Consider the following 19844-nt stretch of genomic DNA (forward strand, 5'->3'; position numbering starts at 1 on the left):
GTCACGGCAGCCCCACGTGGACCACGCCGTCGCGCACCTCCACCGGGTACACCGCGAGGTCCGGCGCCAGCCCCTCCTTTGGGCTCTTGTCCGCCGTGACCAGGCACTTGCCCGTGACCAGGGAGAACACCTGCTTGTAGACCGGCGCGGCCACGGTGGGCTCGCCGGCTCGGGTGCCGACGATGCCCCGCGACATGACGTGCGCCGTGGAGAACGGGTCGAGGTTCTGGACCGCGTACACCTGCCCGGCGTGGGCCGCGTACGCGGGATCCTCGGGCAGCCGGAACAGGGCCACCTGGACGTCCCCGAAGAGCGCCGCCGCGCCGCGCTCGGGGAACAGGTCCGTGATCAGGCAGGCCCGCTCCCAGCGGACCGTGGTCTCGGTCGTGGCCTGTTCGGTCAGGGAGCTCATGCTCGTACCTCCAGCTTGGGGCCCGCGATGACGACGCCGGACGCGCGCTCCTCCGCCGTGGCAGGACGGCGCTGGCCGCGCTCCTCCACGTAGGCGAGGGACGGGTCGGCGTCCTTGGGGGCGTTGACGAACGACGAGAACCGGCGCAGCTTCTCCGGGTCCTCGAGCACGGCCTTCCACTCGTCCTCGTAGTTCTCGACGTGGCGCGCCATGGCGGCGTCGAGGTCGGCGCAGATGCCGAGCGAGTCCTCCATGATCACCTCGCGCACGCCGTCCAGGCCGCCGTCGACCTCCTCGATCCACGGCGCGGTGCGCTGCAGGCGGTCGGCGGTGCGCACGTAGTACATGAGGAAGCGGTCGATGGTGCGCAGGAGCTCCTCGGACGTCAGGTCCTCGGCGAGCAGCTTCGCGTGCCGCGGCGTCTGCCCGCCGTTGCCGCCCACGTAGATGTTCCAGCCCTTGTCCGTCGCGATGACGCCCACGTCCTTGCCGCGGGCCTCCGCGCACTCGCGGGCGCAGCCGGAGACGCCCATCTTGAGCTTGTGCGGCGAGCGCAGGCCGCGGTAGCGCAGCTCCAGCTCGACGGCCATGCCGACGGAGTCCTGGACTCCGTAGCGGCACCACGTGGACCCGACGCACGACTTCACGGTGCGCAGCGACTTGCCGTACGCGTGCCCGGACTCGAAGCCGGCGTCGACGAGGCGGCGCCAGATGTCCGGCAGCTGCTCGACGCGGGCCCCGAACATGTCGATGCGCTGGCCACCCGTGATCTTCGTGTACAGCCCGAAGTCCTTGGCGACCTGCCCGACGACGATGAGCCCTTCCGGCGTGACCTCACCACCGGGCATCCGGGGCACCACCGAGTAGGTGCCGTCCTTCTGCAGGTTGGCGAGCATGTGGTCGTTGGTGTCCTGGAGCGTGGACTGCTCACCGGCCAGGATGTGGCCGTTGCCCAGCGACGCAAGGATCGAGGCGACCACGGGCTTGCAGATGTCGCAGCCGCGGTTGCCGACGCGGGTCTCGACAGGCGCCGAACCGGGCTCGGCCACCGGGTGGCGCCCGAAACGGCCCACGATGTCGCTGAACGAGTGCAGGTCGGCGACCCGGACGGCGTCGAACAGCTGAGCGCGGGACATGTCGAAGTGCTCGCACAGCGCGGTGCTGATCTCGATGCCGGCGCGCTCCAGCTCGGTGTCCACGAGCTTCTTCACCAGCGGCAGGCAGGCGCCACAGGTGGTGCCGGCCCGGGTGCAGGCCTTCACGCCCGGGACGTCGGTGCACTGGTGCTCGGTGACCGCGCCCCTGATCGTCCCCGCGGAGACGCTGTTGCACGAGCAGACGTTGGCGTCGTCGGGCAGCTCCAGGCTCGGGGCGCCGCCGCCGCCCTCGGGGAGCAGGAAGGCGCTCGGGTCCTCGCCGGGCAGCTCCGCGCCGAGCATGGGGCGCAGGCTCGCGTACGGTCCGGCGTCGCCCACGAACACGCCACCCAGGAGGGTGCGGGCGTCGTCGGACAGGACGAGCTTCTTGTAGACGCCGGCCACGGGGTCGGCCCAGACCACCTCGACCACGTTCTCGGTCCGGGCGTGCGCGTCGCCGAACGACGCGACGTCGACGCCGGAGAGCTTGAGCTTGGTGGCGGTGTCCGCGCCGGGGAACTCCGCGAGGCCACCGAGCAGCCGGTCCACGACCACCTCGGCCATCGTGTTGCCGGGGGCGACCAGACCGATGCAGCGGCCCTCGATGCAGGCCACCTCGCCCACGGCCCAGATGTGCGGGTCCTCGGTACGGCACGACAGGTCGACGACGGCGCCGCCGCGCTCCCCGACCGGCAGGCCGGCCGCTCGCGCGAGCTCGTCGCGGGGGCGCACGCCGGTGGCCACCACGACGACGTCGACGTCGAGCCGCCCGCCGTCGGCGAAGTCCAGCCGGCCCACGTGGCCGCTGCGGCGGTGCGGCTTCATCTGGCTGGTCGCGGTCTCCGTGCGGACGCCGATGCCCTTGCCGTTGATGAGACGCTTCAGCGCCTGGCCGCCACCGAGGTCGACCTGCACGCCCATGAGGTGCGTGCCGAACTCGATCACGGTGGCCTGCGCGTCGAGCGCGGTGAGCGCGCCCGCGGCCTCCAGGCCGAGCAGGCCGCCGCCGATCACGGCTCCGCGTACCGGCTTGCCCTCCGGGTAGCTCTTACGCTTCTGCTCCACCCAGCCGCGCAGTGCCGCGACGTCGTCGATGGTGCGGTACACGAAGACGCCCGGGAGGTCGTTGCCCGGGATCGGCGGCATCGCGGCGCTGGAGCCGGTGGCGAGCACCAGCTCGTCGTACGCGTGGACGTGGCCGAGCCGGTCGGTGACCGTCTTGGCCTCGCGGTCGATCGACTCGATCTTGCGGTCGGTGTGCAGGGTGACGAGCGGGTCGGCCCACAGGGCCGGGTCGCCGAGCGCGATGCTGTCGGGGCCCTCCTGGAACCAGCGGGTCAGACCCACCCGGTCGTAGGGCGCGCGGGGCTCTTCCGCGAAGACGGTGACGCGGTAGCGGCCGGCGTCGTCCCGGGCGCGGAGCGCCTCGACGAGCCGCTGCGCGACCATGCCGCCGCCGATCACGACAAGGTGCTGAGATTCGCCGGAGTTGACCATGTCTTGACCGTAGAGTGCTGGTTTTTCGCGCTGGTGCGCCAGTGGTTACCCAGGCCGAACATCTTCCTCACAGGCTAGATAGCCGCCGAGTGAGTGTGCCCCGGGGCAGGCCCGCAGGACCGCCCACAGAGGCGCTTCGGGGGACGTCTTACAGGCCCAGAGGGGTAACGCTGAGGAAACAATGCTGTCTCAGCGTTACCCCTCTGGGCCGAGCAGGTCCTTGAGTGGACGCGGCCGGCCTGACTGCCGGCCGCGTTCAGCTCACGCCGGCTCCGGGACCGCCTCCTTGCTCTCCCGCAGCCAGTCCACCAGGCCGCACACGGCGTCCTTGCACGAGCCGCAGCCCGTCGTCGCCCGGGTCTCGCGGACTACCTCGTCGACCGAGTGCGTCCCCGCCGCGCACGAGTCCGCGATGTCGCCCTTGGTCACGCCGTTGCAGCGGCACACCACGGCGTCCTCCGGCATGTGCTCGGGGGACGACGCCGGCGCGGCCGCCGGCATCACCGGCGTCAGCAGCAGGAACGCGGGGTCGAGCGGGACGGGCGTGCGACGGGTGTAGGCGGCCGTGAGGTCGGCGGCAACCCGCGGGTCGCCCACGCACGTGGCGCCCACGAGGATCCCGTCGGACACCACCACCTCGATGTACCGGCCCGCTCTCGGGTCGGCCAGACGGACCGCCCGCTGCGTCACGCCGTTCGGGCGCGACGGCCCGCAGACCCCCATCGTCGTGACGCTGAGCGCGCCACCCTTGACCTTCACGACGTCGGTGCCGCGCGTGTCTATCCCCCGGTCAGACTGCGCGCGGGTGGTTGCGCCACCCGTCAGCAGGGCGCCGAGGCGGACGGCCATGCTGGGCTGGGCCTCGTCGCTGGGCAGGCGGAGGTGGGCCTTGGCCTCGACGTCCGCGGCAACGAGCTCGACCGCCGCGGACACGGGCTCCACCAGCGAGACCAGCTTCTCTGCCAGGCGGCGAGCCTGGTCCCAGCCCTCCGCGACGAGGCCCCGCGAGCCGTTCGGCGGCTGCGCGCAGTCGCCGATCGCGTACACGCGTGGATCGTCGGGACTTGCGAGATCGTGGCCGACGACGATGCCCCGGTCCGTCGACAGCCCCGCCGCCGCGGCGAGCCCGGTCTCGGGAATGGTGCCTACGGAGAAGACGATGAGGCGGGCAGCCACTACTTCCTCACGCCGCCCTGAGCCTGTCGACGGGTTGCCGGCCTGACTCGCGTTGTCCTTGACGCGGACGCCGACGGCGTGGCCGCCCGCCACGAGCACCTCGCTGGACAGGCTGTCCGGCCGCACGGTGATGCCCTGCTCCTCGAGGCCGGACCGGACCACGGCCGCGGCCTCCGGGTCGAGCTGGCGCTCCATGAGCGACTGCACGTTGTGGATCAGCGTCACGCTCAGCCCGCGGCCGGCGAGCCCGACGGCAGCCTCGAGCCCCAGCACGCCGCCGCCCACCACCACGGCACGCGGGGAGTTCACGGTGGCGGCCACGATCTCGCGGGCGTCGTCGAGGTTGCGCAGCGCGTGGACGCCGGCGGGCAGGCTGCCGTCGGACGTGCGCAGGCCCGGGATCGGCGGGATGCGGGCCGCCGCTCCGGTCGCGAGGACCACGTGGTCGTACGCGTGCGAGCTGCCGTCGTCGGCGATCACCGTGCGCGACTCCCGGTCGATCGATGTCGCGGTGACGCCCCGGCGCACGTTGACCCGGGCGCCGTCGGGCAGCGGCATCGTGATGGCGGCGACGTCGGTACGCCCGGCCACCACGTCGCTGAGCAGCACCCGGTTGTACGGCTCGTACGGCTCGGCGCCGAGCACGGTGATGTCGAACGCCTCGGGCTCGCGGCGCAGCAGCTCGTCGACGAGCCGCGAGCCGACCATCCCGAAGCCGACCACGACGACTTTCACGGGGACACGTAGGTTCATGTCGAGAGCTCCTTCTGTATGGGACCCCGCTGGGCGAGAGGACCCCGCTGGTCGAGCTTGTCGAGACCCGTCCTGGTCTCGACAGGCTCGACCACCGAGGTGTCAGGCTCGACCACCGAGACATCTACGGCGCAGACCTTGAACTCTGGCATCCCGGAGATCGGGTCGGTGGCGTCGGTCGTCACCTGGTTGACCGACCCGATGCCGCTCCAGTGGAACGGCATGAAGACGGTGTCGGGGCGTACGGCGTCGGTCCAGCGGGCCGTCGCCTCGACCCGGCCGCGAGAGCTGGTGAGTCGCACGCGGGCGCCGTCGGGCACCCCGATGCGGAAGCCCAGCACCGGGTGCAGCTCGACGTACGGCTCGGCCACGAGGCGCTCCAGCTCCGCGACACGGTGCGTCTGCGCTCCGGACTGGTAGTGCTGCAGCACCCGGCCCGTGACCAGGTAGAACGGGGCGCCGGGGCGCACGTCGTCGCTCGGCCCCACGTGGTCGACGGCGACCATGCGCGCCCGCCCGTCCGGCGTCGCGAAGCGGTCGAGGAAGAGCCGGGGCGTGCCGGGGTGCTGGAGTGGGTCAGCGGTTGCGACCTGCGTGCCTGACCCGGCAGAGGGAATCGCCGGGACCGGCCAGAACAGGCCCGGGCCGCTGGATGCCTCGTCGGCGTCGAGCCGGGCGTGGGACAGCCCGGAGTAGTCGGCGGGGCCGCCCGCGGAGGCGCGGGCGAGCTCGTCGAACACCACGGCAGGGTCGGTCGAGAAGGCGAGCGACTCGGGCGCGCCCAGGCGGCGCGCCAGCTCGGCGAGGATCCACAGCTCGGAGCGCGCCTCGCCGGGCGCGGCGACGGCGGCCCGACGGCGGATGACGCGCCCTTCGAGCGACGTCATCGTGCCCTCCTCCTCGGCCCACTGGGTCACGGGGAGGACGACGTCGGCCAGCAGTGCCGTCTCGCTCGGGACGAAGTCGCAGACCACCAGGAGGTCGAGGCTCTTGAGGCGGTCGATCACGTTGCTCGCGTTGGGCGCGCTGACCACGAGGTTGGAACCGTGCACCAGGAGCGCTCGGGGCCGGACCGGGCCGCCCTTCCGGCTCGCCTCGTCGCTCCGCGCGCCGAGGGAATTGAGCAGCTGCACCGCGGGGAGCCCCGGGCCCGGCAGCGTCTCCGGGTCCACGCCCCATACGGCCGCGACGTGCTCGCGCGCCGCCGGGTCGTCGATCTTGCGGTACCCCGGGAGCTGGTCGGCCTTCTGCCCGTGCTCGCGGCCGCCCTGACCGTTGCCCTGTCCGGTGATCGCGCCGTACCCCGAGCCGATCCGGCCCGGCAGGCCGAGCGCGAGCGCCAGGTTGATCGACGCCGTCACCGTGGCGGTGCCCTGCGTGGACTGCTCGACGCCGCGGCCGGTCAGCACGTATGCGCCGCTCCCGCCGTGCACCGGGGCGGCGGCCGCGAGCAGCCGGGCCACGCGGCGCAGGTCGGCGGCGGGCACGCCCGACACGGACTCGACACGCTCGGGCCACCAGGCGGCGACCGACCGGGCGACGTCGTCGAACCCGGTGGTGCGCTCCTCGAGATACGCCCGGTCGGCGAGCCCCTCCGCGAGCACCACGTGCAGCAGCCCGAGCAGCACCGCGAGGTCCGTGCCCGGCACGGGCGCCAGGTGCACACCCTCTGCGGGCTGACCCGAGCCCGGGTCCTCCGCGAGCCGGGCAGTCGCGGACCGCCGCGGGTCGACGACGACCAGCCCGCCCGCCGCCCGTGCCCCCGCGAGGTGCTGGACGGCGGGCGGCATGGTCTCGGCGACGTTCGAGCCGAGAAGCAGCACGGCCTGGGCGCCGCCCAGGTCGGCCAGCGGGAACGGCAGGCCGCGGTCGACGCCGAACGACCGGTTCATCCCGGCCGCCGCGGACGCCATGCAGAACCGCCCGTTGTAGTCGATGTTCGGGGTACGGAGCACGGTGCGTGCGAACTTGCCGAGCGCGTACGCCTTCTCGTTGGTGAGGCCCCCGCCGCCGAACACGGCCACGGCCTCCGGGCCGTGCTCGGCGGCGATCGCCCCGAGCCGGGACGCGACCAGGTCGAGGGCCACGTCCCAGCTCGTCGGCTCCAGATCCCCGGAGGCGCCCCTGACCAGCGGGGTCACTATCCGGTCGGACGTCCCGAGCACAGCCGCGGACGTCCACCCCTTCTGGCACAGCCCGCCCCGGTTGGTGGGGAAGTCGCGAGGCTGTACCACCGGCAGGCTCGGCACGGACGTTCCATCGCGCAGTCCTGTCGAAGGACCGGGCGTCGTCAACGACATCCCGCACTGCAGAGCGCAATAGGGGCAGTGCGAGTCGACCAGGGTTCCGGGGGTGGCAGGCATGGTCAGACCCGCGCCTCGGCCATGGCGCCGCGGCCGTAGACGAACCAGGTGACGGCGGCCATGACCACGTACGCCCCGATGAACACGTACAGCGCCGGCACGAGCGACCCGTACACCGTGGTGGACATCGCGAACCCGCGCGGGATCAGGAAGCCTCCGAACGCACCCACCGCACCGGCGATGCCGATGCAGCCGGCGGCGGCCTTCAGCGTGCCGCCCGAGACCCGGAAGACCGCCGGGATCATGCGGTAGACGGACCCGTTGCCGATGCCGGTAGCGACGAACAGCAGCAGGAAGGAGCCGAAGAACAGGGGGAAGCTGTGGGTGCCGAGCGCGTAGATCGCGCCGAGGGTACCGATCGTCATCACGGCGAAGGCTGCGATGGTGACGCGGACGCCGCCGATCTTGTCGGAGAGGATGCCGCCGAGCGGACGCGACACCGAGCCCACGAGGGCGCCCATGAACGCGATCGAGAGCGTCATCTCCGGGAACTGGCCCTTGAGCAGCGTCGGGAACGCGCCGGAGAACCCGATGAACGAGCCGAAGGTGCCGATGTAGATGAACGAGATGATCCACGTGTGGCGGTCACGGACAGCGACGCCGAACGAGCGGGGGTCCGCCTTCGCGGTGGTGAGGTTGTCCATGTAGCGCCACGCCAGGAACGCGGCGAGCAGGATGAACGGGATGAAGATCAGGCCGGCACGCTCGAGCGAGACGCCCGCGGCCGTGACGATGACGAGCGGCACCACGAGCTGCACGGCCGCCGTGCCGAGGTTGCCGCCGGCGGCGTTCCAGCCGAGCGCCGCACCCTTCTCCTTCTCCGGGTAGAAGAACGAGATGTTGGCCATCGACGAGGCGAAGTTGCCGCCGCCGAGGCCGGCGAGCGCCGCGACGCCGACCATCACCATGAAGGGGGTCTGCGGGTTCTGCACCACGATGGCGAGCGCGCCGACCGGCAGCAGGAGCAGCAGCGCCGAGACGATCGTCCAGTTGCGGCCGCCGAAGACGGGCACCGCGAACGTGTAGGGGATGCGGAGCGTGGCACCGACGAGGCTCGGGACCGCGATGAGCCAGAACATCTGGTCGACGCTGAGCGTGAAGCCGGCGGCCGGCAGCTGCGGCACGACGATCGACCACAGTGCCCAGGCGGCGAAGCCGAGGAACTCGGCGAAGATCGAGGCGATCAGGTTGCGGCGGGCGATGCGCTTGCCGCCGTCGTGCCAGAGGGTCGAGTCCTCGGGGTCCCAGTTCTCGATCCAGCGGCCGGTGTGGCGCTGGATGGCCGACGTCGGAGCCGCGGTCTCGGCAGCTGCCGAGGATGCGGTCCCGCTCGGAGCGGCGGTCTGGTCGTCGCGTGTGGTCGGAGTGGACATGTTTGTCCTCCCTAAATGGGGGGGTATGCCCGACGACGCCGGGCGTGCCCAGACCGACAGGTGCCGGATCCGGGGCCGGCCCGACGTCGGACCGACAAGGAGGAACCTAGGGAGAGGGTGTTTCATCGCCCAACAAAGAGCAGTTAATCGACCGTAAGGAAGAACGCACAGCGCCCTGGGTCACACTGTGAGCGATTCCACTCGGTCGACTGGTCACACGACGGGGGTCAGGACCTCCACGCGGTTGCCCGCACCGTCGAACGCGTGGAAGCGCTCGTAGCCGTCGAAGGTGTGGCGGTCCTTCCAGGTGATCTCGTACCCGAGCTCTTCGAGACGGGCGCCGATGGACTCGAGGTGGGCGACGTCGTCGGCGACGAGGGCGGGGTGCGCCTTCCGGGCGGGAGTGAACGGGTCCTCGACTCCGACGTGGATCTCGGCGGTGGTGCGACCGTCCTCGTCGAAGTCACGGAACCAGCAGAGAGCCCGGCCCGCGAGCCCCTCGGGCCTGGGGACCTCGGTGAGGCCGAGTCCGTCGGCGTAGAAGCGGCGGGCGGCGTCCTCGCCTCCGGGCGGGCAGGTGACCTGCACGTGGTGAAGCCTCATAGCGGCAACCCTCCCCAGCCGATATCTTGATGTCAAGAGATTGCGCGCTCACAACGACCGACACAGCGTTGTGAGACACAGGAAATCCCGTTCGAACGCGGCTCGCCTAGCGTCGACTTATGGAGTCCAGGTTGCGGAGCGTCACCGAGCACGTCGAGCGCGTGCTCGCGCTCGTCTCTCCGCTGCCTGTCGTCACGCTGGGCCTCGCGGACGCCGACGGATCGGTGCTCGCCGAGGACATGCACGCCGCCGTCTCCGTCCCGCCCTTCGACAGCGCCGCGATGGACGGGTACGCCGTGCGGCTGGCAGATCTCCCGCCCGGCGGCGGCTCGGTGACCCTCGACGTGACAGGCGACGTCGCCGCCGGCCCGAGCGATGTCGCGAGCGATGTCACTAGCGATGTCACTAGCGATGGTCCGGGCTATATGGCTGGGATCGGGCCGGGGCAGGCCGTGCGGATCATGACCGGCGCCCCGCTCCCGCCGGGCGCGGACGCCGTGATCCCCGTCGAGCACACCTCGACCGGCGGGTTCGTCGCCGGCGCACCCCGCGCAGAGGTTTCGGTGACTCTGGCCCGGCGGCAACGGCCGCACGTCCGGCGCGCCGGCGAGGACGTCCGCGCGGGACAGCTCCTCGCGCACGCCGGGACCGAGGTGACGGCGGCGCTGGTGGGCGCGCTCGCGGCGTCGGGCACGGTGCGCGTTCCTGTCCGACGGCGTCCGCTGGTCGCCGTCATCTCCACCGGTTCCGAGCTGGTGCCGGTCGGCGGGGCGCTCGGGCCGGGGCAGATCACGGACTCCAACGGGCCGATGCTCGCGGCAGCCGCCCGCGCGGCCGGGGCCGACGTCGTACGGCTCGGGCCGGCCTCCGACGACCCCGCTGCCCTCCGCGCGGCGCTCGACGACGCCGTCCTCGACGGACCTGCTGCTAGGGGCGGTCCTGCTGCCGGGGGCGGGCCGCCCGTCGACCTGATAGTCACCGCCGGGGGCGTATCGGCCGGCGCCGCGGACGTGGTGCGGGAGGTCCTGGCGGCGCCGTCCTCCGCGGGCGAGGACGACGGCGGAGCGACTGACGTCGACGTCGCCACCGTGGCCATGTCCCCCGGCAAGCCTCAGGCGCTGGCTCGCTGGCGCGGCGTGCCGTGGCTCGCGCTGCCGGGCAACCCGGTGGGGGCGTACGCGTCGTTCGAGCTGTTCGCGCGCCCGGCGATCGACCGGCTCCGGGGGCTGGGGGTCGCTGGGGAAGGCTCACCCGGCCGAGGAGGTAACGCAGAGCTAGCAATGCTCCCTCAGCGTTACCCCCTCGGCCGGGTATGCCGTTCCCTCCCGGCCGCCGTGGCATGGTCGAGCCCGGCGGGCAAGCTCCAGGTGCTCCCGGTACGGGTGTCCGACGGCGCCGCCGAGCCCTGCGGCTCGCACCACGCCCTCTCCGCGCTCGCGACGGCCGACGGCCTGGCCCTCGTCCCGCCCGACGTCGAGAAGGTGCGCGCCGGCGACCTCGTCCAGGTGCTGATGTTGCGATGACCGCACGGATGCCCGAGATCGTGTACGACGCCGTGGTGCTGGCCGGCGGCCGGGCCTCCCGCCTGGACGGCACGTCCAAGGCCGGCCTCGTCGTCGAGGGCGCGCGGCTGCTCGACCGCGCGCTCGCGGCGAGCGCGCGGGCACGTCGAGTCGTGGTGGTGGGCCCGCCGGAGCTGGCGGGTGCGCTCCCGGTCTCGGATCCGGCGTCGGGCTATGCGGGCCCGGCGCCCGGCCTCACCAGGGAGGACCCACCGTTCGGCGGGCCCGTCGCGGGTCTCGCCGCCGGCCTGCGCGCCCTGCCGGACTCGGGTGCGCCGTGGGTGCTGCTCCTCGCCGTGGACGTGCCGCGCGCGGCCAGGGCGATCGCCCTCCTGGAGGACGCGGTCTCCCGCGCACCGGTGGACGGTGCCTACCTGGTGCGCGACGGTCGGGCCCAGTGGCTGGTCGGGCTGTACCGCCGCGCGGCACTCGACGCCGCCCTCGACGGCATCGAGACCGACGGGGCGCCGATGAAGCACCTGGTCGGCGCGCTCCGCTGCGTCGAGGTCCCGGACCGGGCAGGCTGGAGCGACGACATCGACACCCCCGCCGACGCGGCCCGCCTGGGCGCGCGCGTCGCCGGAAGGGGAGCCGACCGAGACCGCTGACCGGCGAAGACCGGCGAAAGGACACGAGATGGCAGAGCTCGACAGCTGGGTGGAGGCCCTGGAGGCCGAGCTCGGCCTTCCCCCCGGGACGGTCGACGTCGGTGCGGTGCTCGACCTCGCCCGCGACGCCGCGCACGCCGTCGCCCGGCCGGCCGCGCCGGTCACCACGTACGCGGTGGGCTACGCGGAAGGTCTCGCCGCGGCGAGGGACCTGGCCACGACCGCGCGGAAAGGGCCGGACGCCGCGGAGAAGGCGAGCGACCTCGCGGCGCGCTGGGTCACCGACTGACCGGCTCGGTCGCGTCGGAGTCGGAGTCGGCGTCGGCCGGGGTGCCCGCCGGACGGGCCGCCCGCCGCGCGACGGCCGCGCAGCCCGCCCCGACCAGGAGCGCCGCCGCCGTCGTGCCGAGCGCCCAGGCCATCTGCTGGAGCTGCATCAGCGCCGCGATGACCGCACGGATCGGATGTCAGAGTCCCGGCCTATCGTGGGGCGCATGGCCCAGAACAGCCTGGAGTTTGCTGTGATCCCCACGGCGATCGGCGAGTGCGCGCTCGTGTGGAACGAGAGCGCGGAGATCGTCGGATCGACCCTGCCCCACGGCAGCGCCGACCAGGTGCGGGGCGCCGTGCGCGGCTGGTACCCGGGCGCCGTCGAGGCATCGCCCGCCCCCGTCGCACCGGCCGTCGCCGCGATGACGCGCCTGCTCGACGACGGCGTCGGGGACCTCGCGCAGATCCCCTTGGACATGAGCGCCGCCCCTGACTTCGACCGTCGCGTGTACGAGGTCGTGCGCGCGATCCCGCCCGGCGAGACGCGCACGTACGGCGAGGTCGCGGCCGCGCTGGGCGCACCCGGAGCGGCTCAGGCCGTGGGGCAGGCCATGGGCCGCAACCCGTTCCCGCCGATCGTGCCGTGCCACCGCGTGCTGGCGGCGGGCCGCCGCATCGGCGGGTTCTCTGCCCGCGGCGGCCCGCGCACCAAGCTGCGCATGCTGGAGAACGAGGGCGTCTACCTGAAGCAGCCCACACTCTTCGACCTGTGAGCAGCCCAACGGTGCCTCTATCTCATATATGAGTTACGGTCCTACCGTGACTATCGCCAGCACAGAACGCCCACTGACCGGATCGATCCCCGCCGTGGACGCTGCCCAGGTAGGTGCCCTGGTCCGAGGAGCCCGGCAACACCGCGGGCTCACCCAGGCACAGCTCGCCGAGCGGCTCAACACGAGCCAGAGCGCCGTGCACCGCATCGAGCAGGGTGCGCAGAATCTCAGCCTTGAGATGATCGGCCGCATCAGCGCCGCCCTCGACTCCGAGCTGATCACCGTCGGCGCGCCCAAGCGCACGCACCTGCGCGTCGAGGGCGGGCACCAGCTCTCGGGCCGGATCGAGGTGAACTCGTCCAAGAACGGCGCAGTGGCCCTGCTGTGCGCTTCGCTGCTCAACCACGGTCGGACGGTGCTGCGAAACGTCGCCCGGATCGTCGAGGTGGATCGCATCCTCGACGTGCTCCGCTCCATCGGGGTGCGCGCCACGTGGGCGCCGAACGGGCGTGATCTCGAGATCGTCCGGCCCGAGTCGCTCGACCTGGCTGCCATCGACGTCGACGCAGCTGTCCGGACGCGTTCGATCATCATGTTCTTCGGTCCGCTGCTGGGGCTCGAGCCGGCCTTCGAGCTTCCGTATGCCGGTGGCTGCGACCTCGGCACCCGCACCGTCGAGCCGCACATGATCGCGCTGCGCCGGTTCGGGCTCGACGTCACCGCCACGGCCGGCCACTACCAGGCGCGGGTCACGCCCGGCAGCGGCGACCTGTCGATCGTCCTCACCGAGCGGGGCGACACCGTGACCGAGAACGCGCTGATGGCGGCCGCGGGCCGCGACGGTGTGACCACGCTCCGGAACGCCAGCCCCAACTACATGGTCCAGGACCTGTGCTTCTACCTCGAGCAGCTGGGCGTGCGGATCGAAGGCATCGGCACGACCACTCTGCGTGTCCAGGGCCGCACCAGGTTCGAGAACGACGTCGAGTACACGGTCTCCGAGGACCCGGTCGAGGCGATGAGCCTCCTGACGGCCGGCATCGTGACCGGATCCGAGATCACCGTCGCGCGGGTGCCGATCGAGTTCATGGAGATCGAGCTCGCCACGCTCGCCGAGATGGGCCAGGAGTACACCTTGAGCCCGGAGTACGTGGCCTACAACGGGCGCACCCGGCTGGTCGACGTCACCGTCCACCCGAGTGAGCTGCGCGCGCCGATCGACAAGATCCACTCGATGCCGTTCCCCGGCCTGAACATCGACAACCTGCCGTTCTTCGCCGTGATCGCGGCTCGTGCAACCGGCAGCACGCTCATCCACGACTGGGTCTACGAGAACCGGGCCATCCATCTCACCGACCTCACCCGCCTCGGCGCGGACGTGCGACTCATGGACGCCCACCGGCTCCAGGTCAACGGCCCGACGCGCTGGCGCGGCGCCGAGGTGAGCTGCCCGCCGGCCCTGCGGCCGGCCGTGGTCATCCTCCTCGGGATGCTCGCGTCCACCGGGACGTCGGTACTGCGCGACGTCGACATCATCGCCCGCGGTTACGAGCAGCTGGCCGAACGCCTCATCGAGCTCGGCGCGCGGATCGAGACCTTCCGCGACTGAGCTGGTCCGCCGGCCGCTGACCGACCGCCAGCTGACCGGGGCGACTCATGTGGGTCGCTCCGGTCAGCTGGCCGAGCCCGATCTTGAGGACGGGATCCGACGTCCGCGGACAGTCGGGCCAGGCACGTTCAACGGATCACGCTGGTCGGCTCAGCCGTGACGGTCTTGGTCGTGTAGCCCGCGCGCAAGCCCGTCACGGTCACGACGATCCGCTTGCCCCTCGCGGAGGCCGGCACCCTGAACAGATAGTCCGTGGCCCCCCTGACCGCGACGCCGCCGACCTTCCACTGGTACCTCACCGTCGTCGGCTGCGGAGACCACGTGCCGCGAACCACCCTCAACGTGGAGCCCACGCTCGCGGTACCCGTGATCGTGGGACGAGGCGCGACAAACACGCCCGCCCGCACCGCCTCCGTCGCGGGGCTCACGAGGGTCTTGGTCGCGTAGCCCACCTTGGAGCCCGTGATCGCGACGGTGACCCGCTTGCCCCTGGCCGACGCCGGGACCGTCCAGGTCTTCGAGGTCGCACCGGAGACGGCGTTGCCGTCGAGGCGCCACTGGTACTTGACCGTCGTGGGCGTCGGCGCCCAGGTCCACCGGTTTGCCGTGAGGGTCTTACCGACCTGGACAGTGCCCGAGATGGAGGGGGACCGGGAGGCCACGAAGTTCGTCCCGACGGTCAGCGTTCCTCGCCACTGCGCCGGAGCGGTCGGGGCGTACCAACCATAGAATCGGCTCTCGGGGATGTACTTCGCCTTGATGGCGTACTGCCCGTCCGGCAAGGCATTCGAGTCGATGTCCACCACGACAGGATCGGTCGATTCCACACTTACATAGCCAAGGTTCACGTCGTCGTCCGTGTATCCGAGGTCATCGTCATCTTCTCCAATGACCGCTCGCAGCAAGACCTCGCCGGCGGGAACCGTCTCGTCCTCAACGTTCACGATGAAGGACGCAGTGACCTCAGTACCCGGTGCATAGTTCGCCGGCACGCTTGCCGTAAGCTGCGTAGCTGCCGGCGGGAGCACCTCGAACGTCGCTGTCGTGTAGGTGAACCGGCCGACCGGGCTGATGAAACCGAAGCCGAACTTACGAGTACCAGGTCCCTGGATCGAGCTCGCGATGCTTTCGTCCGTCTCGATCCGGATGGTGCCTACGCCATCCGACACCACGAACGCGCACAGTGCGTCCGTGCTCTCGCTGTAGTCCACGAGACAGAGTTTCCCGTTCGGACGATAGACGCCGTCGAGCGCAACCTCGACCCTTGCGTTCACCGGCTGACCGATCCGCACGCTCTCCGGAACGGTTACGTCGATGCTTAGATCCAGGACTTCATGTGCCCAGATGGCGTACGTGCTACCCCACGAGTCTTCGCTGACCGCGATGAATCGATCTGTTCCCACAGGTAAGTCGGGCATTGTGAGCGGCTTGCCCCACGTCGTCAAAGAGCCGTCGCTCAGGATGTATGCGCCGGTCCTGGCTCCCGCTGAGAGCCCGACGACCGAAGACCCATCCGGCGGCTGCGGCGGAACCAGGCTGGTGGAGCCGAACGACATGACCGCACCTGTGGTCGAGGCGGCCAGTCCGTAGACCCGGCCGGCGTCGACACCCACGTATGTCGAGCCACTCGGAGCAGCATGGACTTCGCCGACGTAGGGGTCTGGGCCTTCTGCGTAACCGCACGTCACGACAGCGCCATCAGATCGGAGCGCCATCCAGCTCCCGCCCGCCGCGCTGATCGCCGTGTACCGAGTCCCGCCAGCCGGCACCCAGTGGTCCAGGCACTTGAGCCGCGGCCTGTCGACGGGCTTGGCGAAACCGACAACCTCTCCGTTACCGCGGAGCGCATAGACGAGGCCGTCGCCGGCAGCGACGGCGGAGTAGCCAAGATCCTGCGGATCCTCGGGGAGAATCTGCTGCCACTCCCAGTAGGCGGTGGTGAGATCGCCGTCACCCGTGACAACGAACGCGGACCCGAAGCTCGAGCTGCCTGCCATGCTGAGTACGTCGCTCTCTGCCGGCACGTCCGGCATCCAGTTGCCGCCATCGTCGAACTGTTCGATCGAGCCATCGCTCCGGTAGACCGCCGCGATCCGGGAGAACGACACGAATGCCGTGTCCAGCACACCGTCCTCGACGCTCATCTCACCAGAGAACGGATACCCGCCGCCCTTCGTCATCGAGTACGACGGGCCTTCGATGGAGAACGGATCGAGCTGGATGAGGCGCCCGCCAACCGGTGCCGGGGTGCCCTCCTGGACGAAGCTGTCGATGTACGTGTTCTCCATTGCCTGGGTGTCAGCAGGTTCGCTTGGTGAGACATCCTGCGCAATCGCCGTGGACGGGAACATTGCTGCAATGAGCGCACCCGTTATTGCTCCGGCAAGGACGCCTCGCGTCGTCGCACGGTGTGAAGCCCTGTTGTCCGTAGCGTGCATAGAGTTTCCTAGCTGGTGAGGGACTACCTGAAGAATTGCGGGGAGTTCGTCAGCGGACCATGCTGGTCAACGCGCTGGTCACCGTCTTCGTCACGTAACCCGTCCGCGAGCCGGTGACCACGACGGCAACCCGCTTGCCCTTGGCCGAGGTCGGCACCTTGAACCAGTAGTTGGTCGCCCCCTTGACCGCGACACCGCCGACCTTCCACTGGTACTTCACCGTGGACGGCTGCGGGGTCCACGTGCCGCGCACGGCCTTGAGCGTGGAGCCGACCTTGACCGTGCCCGTGACCGTCGGCTTCGGCGCGACGAACGCGCCGGCCTTGACAGCCGCTGTTGTGGGACTGACGAGGGTCTTCGTCGTGTAGCCCGTCCTCGCTCCGGTGATCGCGACGGAGACCTTCTTGCCCTTGGCCGACGCCGGGACCGTCCAGGTCTTCGAGGTCGCACCGGAGACGGCGTTGCCGTCGAGGCGCCACTGGTACTTGACCGTCGTGGGCGTCGGCGCCCAGGTCCACCGGTTTGCCGTGAGGGTCTTACCGACCTGGACAGTGCCGGAGACGGACGGCAACCTCGATGGGGCAAACACCCCAAGGACTGGCACCGTCTGGGTGCTCGTTCGCGTCAGGTTCGTGTAGTTCGCACGAGCTCCGGTCACGGCCACGCTGATCCGCTTGCCCAGCGCTGACTCAGGAACAGTGAGACTCGACGTCGTGGCGCCGGCGATCGGTACGCCGTCGGCCATCCACACATAAGTCATCGAAGAAGGGACCGGCGTCCACGTTCCTCGGTTCGCGGTGAGCGTTGCGCCGACCTGGGCTGTCCCGACGACCGTGACGGCAGGAGCGGAGAAAGCTGCTCGAGCCACCTCGATCTGCTGGGAAACAGCAGACGGCTTCAGCCGATCCGATCCGAGGTAAGAGATCTCAAGCTGATGCGTACCCGCCGACACGCCGCTCAGCAGCACCGGAACGGACACGCCCACGCCGGAAGTATCAGTACGGTCGCGCACGACGTCAGCGCGACCAACTTCCACACCATCGATCTTGGCCACGAGCTCACCTTCGACATCAGTGATGGTGCTGGGGACGACCGCGACGCTGACCGACGTGTCTCGGCCGTACTCGAACCCGTTGGAGGTGGCGACACGCGTCGAGGTAGGAGCCTTGCGGATCGTCAGTGTCCCGGTCCACTGGGAAGGCAGCGTCTCACCTGTGGGATGAGCAAGGTCCCAGTCGTGTGTCGGGACCCAGGCGACGGTGACCGGGTACTCACCGGGTGGCATCTCGTCCAAGTACACGTACACCGAGTCGGTCAGAACGCCCGATTCGTCGTCCCAGAGCTGTCCGGATGAACCCAGCACCGTTCCGTCCGCGGCACGGATCTCGAAGCTGCCAACCCCCAGACGTGAGCCATCGCGGGTCCTGACCGAGACATCGACATCGAGCAGCGCGCTGTAGTCCGCGTAGTCGACGACCAGTTCGGACTCTGCGGTCGTCACTGTTTCTGGCGTGGGCAGGACCGTCACCCTACCCACCCACGATGTCGAAGCAGCCGGCCCCTCGGACAGATAGTCGACACGAACCCGCTGGTTGCCACCGACGGGAAGAACGCTCGTATCGATCTTCAGGCGCCCCAGATAGGAGCTTGTGCTCAGTGCCTCACCGGTGGCCTCGGCGATCACCCTGAGCGAGCCGCCCTCGGTCGAGGCACCGCCTTCGGCCGTCACGTGGGTCTGCACGTAGACACCGGACTCACCCACACGCCAAGACTCGGGCATGTCGACAGTGAGCGTTGAAGGCTGCTGCGGACGCACGACGAAGTCGACGGGGAGCTCGGTCGTCGTGAACGGCGGACCGTCGAACCTGAGCATCCTGTGGTAGGTGCCCTCGGGGTACGCCTTGAAGCTGAACGTCACACGACCGTCCACGACACGCTGCGGAGCGTCCTCCCACCACGTCGTACCGTCGTCGAGCAAGTAACCGAGTCGCACCACGCCCGTCGGAGAGACCTGCCCCGCCATGACCCTGACCTCGACGTCCGTCCGCTCGTTGTAGTTCACGGTGGTGGACGACGTGACCTCCATCTCGACCGAGACGGGGTTGCCCCTTCGGATCAGCCACTTCTCCGAGCTCGAGCTCGAGAGGGCGGCGAAGCCCGGCACACCCGGGATCTCGGGCGGCAGATCGGATTCCGCACCGCCCCAGGTCATGACCGTTCCGTCGTCGAGCACCGCAGCCCCGCCAGGAATTGGCTCCCCGTTGGTGGAGCGCTCGTACGCCGCCAACCCGACGACGGTTCGTCCCAGCGGCACCTGGGCGGGCGCAGGAGCGAAGCCGAATGCGGTGATCGCGCCGTCGTCGCGTGCCGCATAGCCATAGTTCCGAGTGGTGTCGTTGGCGCCCCGGGTGACCTTGACACCCGTGTATCGAGTCCCGACGTCCGGCACGAGCACCTCGGCGGCCGAGCTGCCCCAGAAGCAGTACACGACTGCGCCATCGGAACGCAGAGCGGCCCAGCTGAGATGGTCGACGTTGATCGCGGTGTACTTGAGACCTGCCGGGGGAGAGAACGCGTCAGCGCAGGTCAAAGGAAGTGAACTACTCCAACCTGCCTTGAAACCTACGATCTGACCGTCAGAACGGACCGCATACGCACCGGCAAGGCCGGCGTCAACCGCGACATAGGACATCCCAGCGGGTAAGGCTGGGATCTGCGGGACGGGCACCGTCCCCCGAAGGACCGTGATGAGCTCGCCGTCTGACCGAAGAAGGAAGCTCGCGCCGCTCTCGCCGGCGGAGACTGCCGTGTACTCGAGGCCGTCGGGAAGCGCAGGGATCACCGGCTGGGAGAATCGATCATCGTCCACCATGCCGACGACCTGGCCGTCACTGCGCAGCATCATCGCCAGACCAGCGGAGCCCGCGCTGCCCGTCGAGATCGCTGTGTGCGTCACACCGGAAGGCAGCTCCCATGCGTACCTGGTGTCGCCCTCGCCCCTGAGTCCGAGACCGGCTCCCCAGGGCACCGCCTGGCCGCCGACCTCGACCGGGGTGCCCTCCTGAACGAACCGGGGCGCATCCGCAGAAGGAGCCACTACGACAGGTACGGCCGTCGCCCCGGGTCCCAGCCCGACGACCAGGGCACTTGTCGCGCCGAAGGCAACAAGTGACGAGAGCGCCCGTCGCGACAGCGACGGGCCTTCGAACGAGCGTGACATGACTGCACTCCGAGGATGTACGTGAGGGGTGCTCGGAATGTATCGGCTGAG

General features: G+C 70.5%; 14 protein-coding genes. 5 read left to right on the plus strand and 9 right to left on the minus strand.

Going from position 1 to position 19844, the window contains the following annotated elements; genetic code table 11:
- Position 1 precedes the first annotated feature (1 nt).
- The 6 genes from nirD to IE250_RS07025 all read right to left on the minus strand — a co-directional run bounded on the left by nirD (position 2) and on the right by IE250_RS07025 (position 9313).
- A complete protein-coding gene (gene nirD / locus IE250_RS07000; protein WP_189668575.1) occupies positions 2 to 412 on the minus strand; it encodes a nitrite reductase small subunit NirD in 411 nt (136 codons plus the stop codon).
- The gene (nirB, locus tag IE250_RS07005; protein WP_189668576.1) at positions 409 to 3045 is read right to left on the minus strand and encodes a nitrite reductase large subunit NirB; all 2637 of its coding nucleotides are present in this window, start codon (positions 3043 to 3045) and stop codon (positions 409 to 411) included. The genes nirD and nirB overlap by 4 nt, the downstream gene beginning before the upstream one ends.
- Positions 3046 to 3306: 261 nt before the next feature.
- Entirely contained in the window at positions 3307 to 4974 is a 1668-nt protein-coding gene (locus IE250_RS07010) for an FAD-dependent oxidoreductase (protein ID WP_189668577.1), read from the minus strand.
- Positions 4971 to 7274: a molybdopterin oxidoreductase family protein gene (locus IE250_RS07015; protein ID WP_229872309.1), complete on the minus strand. Its 2304-nt coding sequence runs from the start codon at positions 7272 to 7274 to the stop codon at positions 4971 to 4973. Before IE250_RS07015 ends, IE250_RS07010 begins: the two co-directional genes overlap by 4 nt.
- 65 nt (positions 7275 to 7339) lie before the next feature.
- Complete coding sequence (locus tag IE250_RS07020; RefSeq protein WP_189668579.1) at positions 7340 to 8710, minus strand: MFS transporter; 1371 nt, start codon at positions 8708 to 8710, stop codon at positions 7340 to 7342.
- Positions 8711 to 8923: 213 nt separating this feature from the next.
- On the minus strand, positions 8924 to 9313 hold the full coding sequence (locus IE250_RS07025) for a VOC family protein (protein WP_189668580.1): 390 nt from the start codon (positions 9311 to 9313) through the stop codon (positions 8924 to 8926).
- Between the two features lie 119 nt (positions 9314 to 9432).
- Here IE250_RS07025 and IE250_RS07030 point away from each other — a divergent pair, with 119 nt between their 5' ends.
- The 3 genes from IE250_RS07030 to IE250_RS07040 are packed head-to-tail and all read left to right on the plus strand — an operon-like array spanning position 9433 to position 11772.
- Complete coding sequence (locus IE250_RS07030; RefSeq protein ID WP_189668581.1) at positions 9433 to 10836, plus strand: molybdopterin molybdotransferase MoeA; 1404 nt, start codon at positions 9433 to 9435, stop codon at positions 10834 to 10836.
- Positions 10833 to 11483: a molybdenum cofactor guanylyltransferase gene (mobA, locus tag IE250_RS07035; RefSeq protein ID WP_229872225.1), complete on the plus strand. Its 651-nt coding sequence runs from the start codon at positions 10833 to 10835 to the stop codon at positions 11481 to 11483. Before IE250_RS07030 ends, mobA begins: the two co-directional genes overlap by 4 nt.
- A 28-nt stretch (positions 11484 to 11511) precedes the next feature.
- Positions 11512 to 11772, plus strand: coding sequence for a DUF6457 domain-containing protein (locus IE250_RS07040; protein WP_189668582.1), 261 nt, complete (start codon positions 11512 to 11514; stop codon positions 11770 to 11772).
- Here the strand turns inward: IE250_RS07040 and IE250_RS07045 are convergent.
- Positions 11762 to 11920, minus strand: a complete 159-nt coding sequence (locus IE250_RS07045; RefSeq protein WP_189668583.1) for a hypothetical protein — start codon at positions 11918 to 11920, stop codon at positions 11762 to 11764. The two genes, IE250_RS07040 and IE250_RS07045, sit on opposite strands and share 11 nt — an antisense overlap.
- Before the next feature lie 57 nt (positions 11921 to 11977).
- Here IE250_RS07045 and IE250_RS07050 point away from each other — a divergent pair, with 57 nt between their 5' ends.
- Both IE250_RS07050 and IE250_RS07055 read left to right on the plus strand, forming a co-directional pair.
- On the plus strand, positions 11978 to 12526 hold the full coding sequence (locus tag IE250_RS07050) for a methylated-DNA--[protein]-cysteine S-methyltransferase (protein WP_189668584.1): 549 nt from the start codon (positions 11978 to 11980) through the stop codon (positions 12524 to 12526).
- A 28-nt stretch (positions 12527 to 12554) separates the two neighbouring features.
- On the plus strand, positions 12555 to 14135 hold the full coding sequence (locus IE250_RS07055; protein ID WP_189668585.1) for a UDP-N-acetylglucosamine 1-carboxyvinyltransferase: 1581 nt from the start codon (positions 12555 to 12557) through the stop codon (positions 14133 to 14135).
- Positions 14136 to 14263: 128 nt separating this feature from the next.
- Here IE250_RS07055 and IE250_RS07060 read toward each other — a convergent pair whose 3' ends face one another.
- Together IE250_RS07060 and IE250_RS07065 are read right to left on the minus strand one after the other, a co-directional pair.
- Complete coding sequence (locus IE250_RS07060; protein ID WP_189668586.1) at positions 14264 to 16573, minus strand: hypothetical protein; 2310 nt, start codon at positions 16571 to 16573, stop codon at positions 14264 to 14266.
- A gap of 49 nt (positions 16574 to 16622) precedes the next feature.
- Positions 16623 to 19793 carry a hypothetical protein gene (locus tag IE250_RS07065; protein ID WP_189668587.1) on the minus strand — a complete coding sequence of 1057 codons (3171 nt, stop codon included), beginning with the start codon at positions 19791 to 19793 and terminating at the stop codon, positions 16623 to 16625.
- Between the last annotated feature and the right edge of the window lie 51 nt (positions 19794 to 19844).

The sequence above is a fragment of the Promicromonospora soli genome (assembly GCF_014653785.1).
Lineage (GTDB): Bacteria > Actinomycetota > Actinomycetes > Actinomycetales > Cellulomonadaceae > Promicromonospora > Promicromonospora soli.